We start from the raw sequence: 11,035 nt of genomic DNA on the forward strand, positions 1-11,035 counted from the left end.
GGACCCTGGCCGACGGCTGGGCCTACGCCCGACTCTATGAGTCGACCCGCCAACGCAACGACGCCCTACCCGGCTGGCTGCACTTCTACAATCACCACCGCGCTCACTCCGCCATCGGCGGCCAGCCACCAGTCACCAGGCTGACCAACCTCCCTGGACATCACAACTAGAGCGTGGCGCGCAGGTGCTCGGCGATGTCGGAGATCTGGCCCAGCACCCCGTTGACGTAGCGCGGGGAGTCGTCGGTCGACAGCGTCCGGGCCAGCTCGACGGCCTCGGTGATCGCGACCGGGTCGTCGACGTCGTCGACCCACAGCAGCTCGTAGATCCCGAGCCGCAGCAGCCCGCGGTCGACCGCGGGCATCCGGTCGACGTCCCAGCCCTCGGCGTGCTCGGCGATCAGCTGGTCGATCCGCTCCTGGTGGGTGGCGACGCCCTCGACGAGCCGCGCCGCGTAGTCCTGGACGGGCGGCGCGTCGTCGGTCTCGCGGCGCGCGGTGAGCACGGACAGCGCGTCCTCACCGCGGGCCTCGGCCTCGAACAGGATGTCCAGTGCCCGCTTGCGGGCCTTGGTGCGTGCGCGCACCTCAGCTCACGCGGCCGAGGTAACGGCCGTCCCGGGTGTCGACCTTGACCTTGGTGCCGCTCTCCAGGAACAGCGGCACCTGGATCTCGGCGCCGGTCTCCAGGGTCGCGGGCTTGGTGCCGCCGGTGGAGCGGTCGCCCTGCAGGCCCGGGTCGGTGTGGGAGATGACCAGCTCGACCGAGGTCGGGAGCTCGACGAACAGCGGCTCCCCCTCGTGCAGCGACACCTGGGCGGTGGCGTTCTCCAGCAGGTAGCGCGCGGCGTCGCCGACCGCCTTCTCCGGGATCGGGATCTGGTCGAAGGTGTCGGCGTCCATGAAGACGAAGTCGGTGCCCTCGCGGTACAGGTAGGTCATGTCGCGGCGGTCCACCGTCGCGGTGTCGACCTTGGTGCCCGCGTTGAAGGTCCGGTCCACGACCTTCCCGGACATCACGTTCTTCAGCGTGGTGCGAACGAACGCACCGCCCTTGCCGGGCTTGACGTGCTGGAACGCCGTCACGGTCCACAGCTGGCCCTCGATGTTCAGGACCAGGCCGTTCTTCAGGTCGTTCGTGGTCGCCACGTGCGCGCTCTCCTGCTCGGATCTCGGATTCGTGCGTCGGTCAGGGTACCGCCACCGGGTTCGCCGGCCCGCCCGAGGGGCGGGCGACCTGCCAGGATGGGCGCCATGACGGTGCGGGTGGTGGTGGCCGACGACCAGGCCGTGGTGCGGGCGGGGCTGCGGACGGTGCTGGCGGCGGCACCGGACATCGACGTCGTCGGGGAGGCAGGGGACGGCGCGGAGGCCGCCGAGCTGGCCGAGACCCTGCGTCCGGACGTCGTCCTGATGGACGTGCGGATGCCCGGCACCGACGGCATCGAGGGGACCAGGCGGATCCGCGCGTTGCGCGACCCCGGCATCCGCGTGCTGGTGGTGACGACCTTCGACCTGGACCGCCACGTCTACGACGCGCTGCGGGCCGGCGCGTCCGGCTTCGTGCTGAAGGACGTCGAGCCGGAGGACCTGCAGGTCGCGGTGCGCACCGTGCACGCCGGGCACGAGCTGTTCGCGCCGTCGGTCACGCGGCAGCTCGTCGGCTCGTTCGTCCCGACCGACCCGCCCGCGCAGGCCGGGCCCGCCGCCGCGCTGACCGAGCGGGAGCGGGAGGTGCTCGGGCTGGTCGCCGCCGGGCTGTCCAACGCCGAGATCGCCGACCGGCTGGTGCTCGGCGGGACGACGGTCAAGACCCACGTGTCGAACCTGCTCACCAAGCTGGGGCTGCGCGACCGGGTCCAGCTGGTGGTGTTCGCCTACGAGCACGGGCTGGTGGGGGCGGCCGGTGCCGACGGCTGAGCCCGGCGCGGACGCTCGCCCGGCGCCACTGCCCGGCAGCCGCGCCGGGGACGTCGCGCTCGCGGTGCTGGCGCTGATCCTCGTCGCCCAGGAGATGGTGACGACCCTGGTCGTGAACAGCTACGGCTACGTCCACCGGCTGCCGCTGCCGCTGGAGGTGGCCCTGGCGGTGGGGCTGAGCCTGGCGGCGGCCGCGGCGATGCTGCTGCGCCGCCGGCGGCCACGGCGTGCCTATCTGGTCCTGGCCGTGAGCTCCGCCCCGGGGATCGCGTTCCTCGGTGGGGCCGCGGCGCTGGTGTGGCCGCTGCTCGCCTTCTCCGTCGCACGGGCGCCGCAGCGCGGACCGGTCGGCGCTGCGGCGTGGGTGGCTCTGCCCTGGCTCGGTTCGCTCGGACTGGCCTGGCTGCTGCGCCTGCCGGTCTCGCCGGACGTGGCGACCGACGCGGTCTGATCGTCGGCGGCGCGATGGTGGTGATGCCGATGCTGGTGATCGCCACCGTCGCGGGGCGCTGGAGCCGGTCCGCGGCGCTGCGCGCCGACCGCGAACGGGCCGAGACCGACCGGCTGCAGCACGGCACCGCGTTGGGCGCCGAGCGGTCCCGGATCGCCGAGGAGATCGGCGGTGGCGTGCTCAGCGGTCTGCGCCGCCTGGTCGCCCAGGCCGGGGCGCTGGGCCCCGACGCGACCGAGGCCGACCTGCGGGCCGTGCGGGAACGGGCCCGGTCCGTGCTGGCCGCGATGCGCCGGGTCCTGGGCGTGCTCCGCGCCCCCGCCGCCGCCGAGCCGGGACCCGTCGCCGTCCCGGTGCCGGCCCCGGCCGCGCCCCCGCGGCGTCGCCGGATGCCACTGCCCGACCGGGCCGGGCTGTGGGCGCTCGTCGCGTTCGTCGTCCCGGCTCTGCTGGTCGGCGCGCTCGTCTCCTCGGCGGGCGACGTGGACACCGGGCTGGCGGTCGTCGACGGGTTCCTGCGCCTGCTGCAGCTGCCGTGGGGGAACCCGGCCGCGGCGCTGGTCGTGGCGGTGCAGTTCGCACTCGTCGCGTGGTGGCGGACCGCGCCGGTGCCGGCGCTGCTGCTCGCCGGGGTCGGGTCGTTCGCCGCGGGCATGCTCGACGGCTCCAACACGTTCGCCGAGGCCACCTGGACACTTCTGGTGTGGGGCGCGGCGTCGACGGCGCCGGTCGTGACGTCCGCGGTGGCGGTGGCGGTGTCGACGCTGGTCGTCCTCACCGGGGGCGTCCTGGCGGGGGTGTGGGACCGGCTCGGGACCCCGGCGTCGGTGGTCGTGCTCAGCTTCCTGTCCGTGGTGCCGCTGTGGGCGGCCGGGGTCGCGGTCCGCCACCACCGGCTCGACACCGCGACCCGGCGACGCGCGCTCACCGAGGCCGGTGTGCGCGAGGCGCTCACCCGCGAACGCCTGCGGGTGGCCCGCGACCTGCACGACGTCGTCGCCCACCACGTCTCCGCAGTGGCGGTGCAGGCCGGGGCGGCGCGGCTCGCCGCCGACCCGGCGGCCCGCGCCGAGGCGCTCGGGCACATCGCGGACTCGGTCCGCCGGGTCGCCGAGGCACTGCCCGCCCTCGCCGACCTGGGGCCGGACCCCGACGGCGCGGACCTGTCCCCCGCCGCGCTGGAGGCCCTGGTCGCGCCGTCACGCGCGGCGGGGCTGCCGGTCGCGGTGACGGTCGAGGGCTCCCCCACGGCGACGCCCGGCGAGGCCGAGCTGTTCGCGCGGCGCATCGTCACCGAGGCACTGACCAACACCCTGCGCCATGCCGGGCCCACCCCCACCCGGGTGCGGGTCGTCCACGGCGGCACCGCCGAGCCGCTCGTCGTGGAGGTCGACGACGACGGCCCGGTGACCGGCCACCGGCCCGACGACACCGGCTCCCGCCTGGGCCTGCTCGGGATGCGGGAACGGGTCGCGCTGCTCGGCGGCGAGCTGTACACCGGCCCCGGTGACGGGCAGGGGTGGACGGTCCGCGCGGTGCTGCCCCGCAGCCCGCTCGTCCGTGAGGACGACCCCGCCGCGGCACCGATCTCGTCCTTCGCGCCGATCCGCGAGGGCACCCCCGGCTCGTAGCGTCGGTCCCCACAGCGGGGGAGGGACCGATGACCACACAGCAGCAGCTCCGGGCCGGGCCGGTGGCGGACACCGGCGCCACACTCGAGATCGACGCGCTGACCAAGCGCTACGGCGGCACCGTCGCCCTGGACGGGGTGAGCTTCGACGTCCGCCCGGGAGAGATCTTCGGCTTCGTCGGCTCCAACGGCGCCGGGAAGACGACGACGATGCGGATCGCCCTGGGCGTGCTGGCGGCGGACTCCGGGCAGGTCCGTCTCGGTGGGCGCCCGATCGACCTCGACGTCCGCCGCACGATCGGCTACATGCCCGAGGAGCGCGGGCTGTACCCGAAGATGAAAGTCGGTGAGCAGCTCGCCTACCTGGCCGAGCTGCACGGCGTCGACCGGGCGGCTGCGCGCCGGGCGGTGCTGCGCTGGGCCGAGCAGCTCGGCGTCGACCACCGGCTCGACGACACCGTCGACGCGCTCAGCCTGGGCAACCAGCAGCGCGTCCAGCTGGCCGCGGCACTCGTGCACGACCCGGCCGTGCTGGTGCTCGACGAACCGTTCTCCGGACTGGACCCGGTCGCCGTCGACGTGATGAGCGAAGTGCTGCGGGAGAAGGCCCGCGCCGGCGTGCCGGTGCTGTTCTCCAGCCACCAGCTCGACCTGGTGCAGCGGCTCTGCGACCGGGTCGGGATCCTCGTGGCCGGCCGGATGCGGACCGTCGGCACCGTCGGCGAGGTCCGCCGCGGTGGCGGCACCCGGCTGGAGGTGCGCGCCCCCGCCGCCCGGCCCGGCTGGGCGCACGGGCTGACCGGGGTCACCGTGCTCGCCGAGGAGCGCGGCCGCACCGTGCTGGCGCTCGGCGACGGCGTCGACGACCAGCGGATCCTCGCCGCCGCGCTCGCCACCGGACCGGTGCACGGCTTCACCGTCACCACCCCGTCACTGACCGATCTGTACCGGGAGGTCGTCGCATGAGCGCCCCGTCCACCACCCTGCCCGCGCGGCGCGCGGTCGCGCTGGTCGCCCGTCGCGAGTTCCGCGTGCAGGTGCACAAACGCAGCTTCTGGGTCAGCAACGCGATCATGCTCCTGCTCATCGCGGGCAGCATGATCGCCTTCTCGCTGTTCGGCACGGGCGACGACCGGCCCTCGGTCGGCGTCGCCGGGGACCCGTCGCTGGCCGCGGCCGTCACCTCCGCCGCGGAGCGGCTCGGGTCACCCGTCGACGTCCGGGAGATCTCCTCCGCCGGCGACGGCCGGGCCGCCGTCGCCGCCGGGGACCTCGACGTCGCCCTGCTCGGCGACGGCACGGGGCCGGGCGCGACGGCCGTCGTCGACTCCGAGCTCGACCCGGCGACCCGGGCCGTCCTCGACGCGGCGCTGGCCGACCGGGCCACCGGCGTCGGGCTCGCCGTGGTGGGCGTGACCCCGTCCCAGCTGGCCGCCGCGACCCCGCCCGCCGAGCTGACCGTGGACGCACTCGATCCCACCGACCCGGAGGCCGGGCAGCGTTCGGCGCTGTCGTTCGCGGTGCTGATCGTGATGTTCATGCAGATCGTCGGTTTCGGGCTGGCCGTCGCGATGGGTGTGGTCGAGGAGAAGTCCAGCCGGGTGGTGGAGCTGCTGCTGTCCACGATCCGCCCACTGGACCTGCTCTGGGGCAAGGTGGCGGGAATCGGCGCGGTCGGGCTGGTCCAGCTGCTGCTCTACGGCGTCGTCGGGATCGCGACCGGGCTCGCCACCGGCCTGCTGACGATCACCGGCACCGCGGTCGGGGTGTTCGGCGCGGCGCTGGCCTGGTTCGTGCTCGGCTACGCCTTCTTCGCCGTCCTCTACGCCGCAGCCGGGTCGCTGGTGTCGCGCCAGGAGGACGTCAACTCGACGACCGGGCCGCTGATGATGCTGATGTTCGCGATGTACGGCGTCTCGTTCTGGTACCTCGGCTCGCCGGACGCGACGGCGCTGCAGGTCCTGTCGTGGATCCCGCCGTTCCCGGCGATGCTCATGCCGCTGATGGTCGCCCAGGGCACCGTCTCGGCCTGGCACGTGGCCGGCTCGGCGCTGGTCATGATCGTCGTCGTGGCGTTGCTGGCCCGTGCCGGGGCCCGCGTGTACGAGCGGTCCGTGCTGCGGATCGGGGCGACGGTGCCGTGGCGGGAGGCGCTCAGATCTCGATGAGCTCGCGGGGCAGCCCGGTCAGCGCCCTGGCCGGGCCGCACCCGGCCACGTGCAGGGTGTCCTCGATCCGCACCCCGCCCCGCCCGTCGAGGTAGACGCCCGGCTCGACGGTCACGACCGTTCCGGCGTCGATCCGCCCGGTGGCGGTGGTCGCGAGCCACGGCGGCTCGTGCACCGCGAGCCCGACCCCGTGCCCGAGCCCGTGCGGGAACCGTTCGCCGTGCCCGGCGGCGGTGACGACGTCCCGGGCCGCCGCGTCGACGGCGGTCACCGAGGCCCCGTCGACCAGCGCGGCCCGCCCGGCCGCCGCCGCGGCGTCGACCAGGGCGTGCAGCTCACGCTGCCAGTCCGCGGCCGGGCCCAGGCAGAACGTCCGGGTGGTGTCGGAGTGGTAGCCGTCGAGCGCCGCCCCGAAGTCGATCTTGACGAGGTCGCCGCGACGCAGCTCGGTGCCGGTGGGGCGGTGGTGCGGCACCGCGGAGTGCGGGCCCGCGGCGAGGATGGTGTCGAAGGCGGGGCCGTCGGCGCCCAGGCGGCGCATCCGGTCGTCGAGCTCACGCGCGACGTCGGCCTCGGTGCGTCCCGGGCGCAGGCCGCCGTCGTCGAGCAGGCCGCGCAGCGCGGTGTCGGCCAACGCGCAGGCGGCGGCGATCCGCTCGACCTCGTCGGCGTCCTTCACCGCGCGCAGCCGCCCGACCAGGCCGGGTGCCCGGCGCAGCCGGCGGCCGGGGACGGCGTCGCGCACGGCGGCCAGGCCGTCGACGGTGAGCGTCGCGGAGTCGTAGCCGAGGGTCCGCCCGGCCCGGACGCGGGCCGCGGCGGCCGGGGCGCTCGGCCGCTCGACCAGGATCTCCAGGCCGGGGCACTGCTCGGCGGCCTGGACGCGGTAGCGCCCGTCGGTGCAGAGCAGGTCCTCCCCCGGGTCGGCGGCGATCACCGCGGCGGCGTTGGAGCCGGTGAACCCGGTGAGGTAGCGGACGTCGAGCAGGTCGGTGACCAGCAGCGCGTCCAGGCCGGCGGCGGGGAGCAGGGCGCGCAGGGTGTCGCGCCGGGCGGGGTGGGACATGCCTCGAACCCTATGTCTAGGGTCGCGGCCATGGGTCTCTACTTCCGCCAGCTGCTGTCGGGCCAGGACTACGCCGTGGGCGACCAGGTGGCCACCCAGATGGTCAACTTCTCGTACCTGATCGGCGACGACGAGACCCGCGAGGCCGTCGTCGTCGACCCGGCCTACTCCCCCGACGAGCTGATCGCGACCCTCGACGCCGACGGCATGCGCCTGACCGGGGTGCTCGCCACCCACCACCACCCCGACCATGTCGGCGGCACGATGATGGGCTTCGACCTCGTCGGCGTCGCGCAGCTGATCGGGTCGCACCCGGTGCCGATCCACGTGCAGCGCGCCGAGGCCGACTACGTGACCCGGGTGACCGGACTGTCGGCGACCGACCTGACCCCGCACGACCACGACGACGTCGTCAAGGTCGGGAACGTCACGATCCGACTGCTGCACACCCCCGGCCACACCCCGGGCTCGCAGTGCTTCCTGGTGCCGGACCCGGACGGCGACCGGCTCGTCGCCGGGGACACCCTGTTCCTGCAGGGCTGCGGGCGCACCGACTTCCCGGGCGGCGACACCGCGCAGATGTACCACTCGCTGCAGCAGCTGGCGGCGCTGAAGGGCAACCCGACGGTGTACCCGGGGCACCGCTACTCCCCGGCGTCGCACGCCCCGCTGGCCGAGGTGCAGCGGACGAACACCGTCTACCGGGCGACGTCGGTGGAGCAGTTCGTGGCGGCGTTCGGCTCCTGAGCCGACCCGGCGAAGGAGTTCGTGGCTGCCCGCCCGCGAGGCTTCAGTGGGCCTCGTCGTAGGCGAGCCGGGAGAGCTGGACGTGCGTCTGGTGACGTTGGGCCCAGCCGGTGAGGAGCGACAGGGTCTGCGCGAGTTCCCGGGCGGCCTCGGTCAGCCGATACTCCGTCCTGGGCGGCACCGTCGCGTACACCGTGCGGGTCAGCAACCCGTCCCGCTCCAGATTCCGCAACGTCAACGTGAGCATCCGCCTGCTGATGCCCGGGATGCCCCGCTCGAGCTCGGTGAACCGCGCGACCTCCTCCGCACCGATGAGCGTGAGCACACCGATCGCCCACTTCCCGCTGACCCGGTCCAGCACCTCGTTCAACGGACAGACGTGGTGGACGGCGTCGTGCCCAACGGAGGGAGGGGGTCGGCCGGCCTCGCCGGACGTCGACTCCAGGTCGCTACTGGACACCTCTGTCATCGTAGGTAACCGCGCGCGAATCCACAGGCAGTACTCCTGCTCTCGCACGTTTCATGGAGCGGAGCGCAGAGCGGACCGATGCGACGCGCCACGGCCTGCGCACACGGATCGGCACGAACATCGTCGTCAACCAGGGCCGCGCCTTCCCGAACGGAGGCGGCATCGCGTCATGATCGACCCGAAGGCGAACCTGATCACCTGCCCGTAGCCCCCTGGAGGAGAGCGGCTCCGCCCTCTCCGAGCGAATCACCGCCACGCCCTGGCCCGCCGTCGCCGCTGACTGCCGCTGAGGGGGCTCACTCGCTCGGGGGGGATTCGCCATCCCGCGGCGGCGCGGGGCCTCCCACACACGGAGTCCTACTGTCGCAAAGAAAGTACCGATCAACTCAACTGAACACGGCGTCCACCATAAGTTACGCTGTGCCAACTACGGCGATGGCGCTACTGGAGGTCGGCGGATGTCGGGACGTCGGTTCAGGCGACACGCAATCATGGTCGCGGCCGCGATCGCCCTGATGGCGGTCGCGCCGGGCTTCGCGGCGGCACTGCCCGGGCCGTCAGACCCACGGGGCGGAGACCGGGACGAGTCCTACACCAGCGCCGAGGGGGTTCTGCGCTACCAGGTGCATCTCCCGCCGCCGCGGCCCGGGGGCTCGACGAGCGCGCCGCCGGCGGTCGTCGTCGCGATCCACGGGTGCGCGATGACCGGCTTCGGGCTCAACTCGATGAAGGACACGACGCGGCTCGACGATCTGGCCGACCGAGAGGGCTTCATCGTCGTCTACCCGACCCAGTCCGTGCTGCGGAACCCACAGCTGTACTGGAACTCGCTGTCGCCCGAACACCAGCACCGCGGTCGTGGTGAGCCGGAGCTGATCGCCGGAGCCGTGCGGCAGGTCGTGGCCACGCACCACGCCGACGGTGACCGCGTCCACGCCCTCGGCGTGTCCTCCGGAGCAGGCACGGCTGTCATCCTCGGCGTGACCTATCCCGACCTGTTCGCGACGGTCACGTCCGTGGCCGGCGGCGAGTACGGGTTCCGGCGCGAGTTCGCCGAGCAGCCCGTCCCGCCGTCGCCGGCCGAGACGGCGGTGCCGGCTCGCGCCGAGATGGGGCCACGGGCTCGCCAGGTCCCGCTCCTGGTCGTTCAGGGCGACCAGGACACCACCGTTCCGCCCGTCATGGCGGAGCGACTCGTACAGCAGTGGCTCGCACTCGGCGAACTCATCGAGGGCCGCACTCCGGACGCGTCGACTCCGGTCCGACCCGATACGACGGTGCACTCCACGCCGCCGGACGGACACGCCTTCGAGACCGACACCTACCGCCGCCCCACAACCCCCGGTCTCGTCATCCAGCGGGTACTGATCCACGGACAGGGCCACGCATGGTCGGGCCCCCGCAGCACAGGGCTCTTCGTCGACCGGCGCGGCCCCGACCTTGCCGCGGTGATGTGGGATGTCGTGTCGGAGCGCGGGCTCTCGGGGTGACCGTCGAGTGGGCGCGGGTCGACACCGCGCGGCGACGTACCGTCTCGTCCATGACCGAGCGACCCCCGCGGCGGCGCCTGTCCCGCGAGGCCAGGCAAGCGCAGCTGGTCGCCGTCGCCGAGCGCCTCTTCGCCGATCGGGGCTTCGAGGGCACGAGCATCGAGGACATCGCCCGGGAGGCCGGGGTCAGCCGCACGATCGTCTACGCCCATTACGCCACCAAGGACGACATCTTCGTCGCATGTGTCCGACGGGCCCGCGCCGAACTCGAGGACCGGGTCCGCGAGCCGGAGATCCTCATCGAGGCCGGCGCCGACGCCCGCACCGTGATCACGCGGGCGGGCGAGGTGTTCTTCGGCATTCTCGAGCGCGATCCGCGCCGCTGGATGGTGCTGTTCAACCCCAGCACCGCCCTGTCCCCGGAACTGAACGCACAGCTCACCGAGCTGCGTGAGCAGACCATCACTCGGATCGCGGGAATGGTCCGCCACCTCGGGACCTTCGACGAGGAGCGCAGCCTCGCCTTCGCCTACGCCATCAGCGGGGTCGGCGAACAGCTCGGACGATGGTGGCTCACCCGGCCCGACGTCCCCCGCTCGACGGTCGTCGCCTACTACCGCGACTTCATCACCCCCGGCCTGGACCTCCGATGAGCGCACCGCGGCCACGGAGGCCCGGTTCCGGACCGGCGACGACCAATGCCGCCCCACGCTCGTTGCGCGCACCGGTTGACCAGCTCGGCGGAGCCTGGAAGCGGACCGCGCGGATCGGCCGACGTGGCTTGGGTCGTCGCCGACGACCACGATCGTGAGGGTGATCCGTGACGCCTCGGTGACCACGACCCACCCAGCACCCTCATGGGGGTGACCCTGCTCGGTTATGACGATCAGCTCGTCGAGATCGAAGCGGTCGCCGCGGTGCGCGACTAGCTGTGATGTCCAGGGAGGTTGGTCAGCCTGGTGACTGGTGGCTGGCCGCCGATGGCGGAGTGAGCGCGGTGGTGATTGTAGAAGTGCAGCCAGCCGGGTAGGGCGTCGTTGCGTTGGCGGGTCGACTCATAGAGTCGGGCGTAGGCCCAGCCGTCGGCCAGGGTCC

The 11,035-nt window shown here is 73.6% G+C and carries 14 protein-coding genes; 9 read left to right on the top strand and 5 right to left on the bottom strand.

The genetic code is table 11. The features are described from left to right. On the top strand, positions 1–170 hold a 170-nt coding region (locus tag FVA95_RS25665; RefSeq protein ID WP_149665004.1), incomplete at its 5' end, for an integrase core domain-containing protein. On the opposite strand, the gene nusB is transcribed toward FVA95_RS25665, so the two are convergent. Together nusB and efp are read right to left on the bottom strand one after the other, a co-directional pair. Beyond that, complete coding sequence (gene nusB, locus FVA95_RS25670) at positions 167–586, bottom strand: transcription antitermination factor NusB (RefSeq protein WP_020625793.1); 420 nt, start codon at positions 584–586, stop codon at positions 167–169. The genes FVA95_RS25665 and nusB overlap by 4 nt on opposite strands. A 1-nt stretch (position 587) precedes the next feature. Next, positions 588–1,148, bottom strand: coding sequence for an elongation factor P (gene efp, locus FVA95_RS25675; protein WP_020625794.1), 561 nt, complete (start codon positions 1,146–1,148; stop codon positions 588–590). 105 nt (positions 1,149–1,253) lie between these two features. Here efp and FVA95_RS25680 point away from each other — a divergent pair, with 105 nt between their 5' ends. The 5 genes from FVA95_RS25680 to FVA95_RS25700 are packed head-to-tail and all read left to right on the top strand — an operon-like array spanning position 1,254 to position 6,168. Continuing rightward, complete coding sequence (locus tag FVA95_RS25680; protein ID WP_149666428.1) at positions 1,254–1,919, top strand: response regulator transcription factor; 666 nt, start codon at positions 1,254–1,256, stop codon at positions 1,917–1,919. Beyond that, positions 1,906–2,370 (top strand): hypothetical protein, encoded by a 465-nt coding sequence (locus tag FVA95_RS25685; protein ID WP_149666429.1) that lies wholly within the window; start codon positions 1,906–1,908, stop codon positions 2,368–2,370. The genes FVA95_RS25680 and FVA95_RS25685 overlap by 14 nt, the downstream gene beginning before the upstream one ends. Before the next feature lie 14 nt (positions 2,371–2,384). Then, on the top strand, positions 2,385–4,001 hold the full coding sequence (locus FVA95_RS25690; protein WP_149666430.1) for a histidine kinase: 1,617 nt from the start codon (positions 2,385–2,387) through the stop codon (positions 3,999–4,001). Between the two features lie 29 nt (positions 4,002–4,030). After that, positions 4,031–4,966, top strand: coding sequence for an ABC transporter ATP-binding protein (locus FVA95_RS25695; RefSeq protein ID WP_149666431.1), 936 nt, complete (start codon positions 4,031–4,033; stop codon positions 4,964–4,966). Then, complete coding sequence (locus FVA95_RS25700; protein ID WP_149666432.1) at positions 4,963–6,168, top strand: ABC transporter permease; 1,206 nt, start codon at positions 4,963–4,965, stop codon at positions 6,166–6,168. Before FVA95_RS25695 ends, FVA95_RS25700 begins: the two co-directional genes overlap by 4 nt. Here the strand turns inward: FVA95_RS25700 and FVA95_RS25705 are convergent. Beyond that, entirely contained in the window at positions 6,155–7,234 is a 1,080-nt protein-coding gene (locus FVA95_RS25705) for a Xaa-Pro peptidase family protein (RefSeq protein WP_149666433.1), read from the bottom strand. The two genes, FVA95_RS25700 and FVA95_RS25705, sit on opposite strands and share 14 nt — an antisense overlap. A 30-nt stretch (positions 7,235–7,264) precedes the next feature. Between FVA95_RS25705 and FVA95_RS25710 the strand changes: the two genes are divergently transcribed. Beyond that, positions 7,265–7,981: an MBL fold metallo-hydrolase gene (locus tag FVA95_RS25710; RefSeq protein WP_149666434.1), complete on the top strand. Its 717-nt coding sequence runs from the start codon at positions 7,265–7,267 to the stop codon at positions 7,979–7,981. Between the two features lie 43 nt (positions 7,982–8,024). Here the strand turns inward: FVA95_RS25710 and FVA95_RS25715 are convergent, their stop codons facing one another. Next, a complete protein-coding gene (locus tag FVA95_RS25715) occupies positions 8,025–8,351 on the bottom strand; it encodes a helix-turn-helix domain-containing protein (RefSeq protein ID WP_240051732.1) in 327 nt (108 codons plus the stop codon). Positions 8,352–8,941: 590 nt separating this feature from the next. On the opposite strand from FVA95_RS25715, the gene FVA95_RS25720 reads away from it, so the two are divergent. Beyond that, positions 8,942–9,940 (top strand): PHB depolymerase family esterase, encoded by a 999-nt coding sequence (locus FVA95_RS25720; RefSeq protein ID WP_161992446.1) that lies wholly within the window; start codon positions 8,942–8,944, stop codon positions 9,938–9,940. Positions 9,941–9,990: 50 nt separating this feature from the next. After that, the gene (locus FVA95_RS25725) at positions 9,991–10,593 is read left to right on the top strand and encodes a TetR/AcrR family transcriptional regulator (RefSeq protein ID WP_161992447.1); all 603 of its coding nucleotides are present in this window, start codon (positions 9,991–9,993) and stop codon (positions 10,591–10,593) included. A gap of 272 nt (positions 10,594–10,865) precedes the next feature. Here the strand turns inward: FVA95_RS25725 and FVA95_RS25735 are convergent. Continuing rightward, positions 10,866–11,035, bottom strand: a 170-nt coding sequence (locus tag FVA95_RS25735) for an integrase core domain-containing protein (protein ID WP_149663001.1), incomplete at its 5' end; no start/stop codon positions are given.

This window comes from Pseudonocardia sp. EV170527-09 (assembly GCF_008369905.1).
In the GTDB taxonomy this organism is placed as follows: Bacteria; Actinomycetota; Actinomycetes; order Mycobacteriales; family Pseudonocardiaceae; genus Pseudonocardia.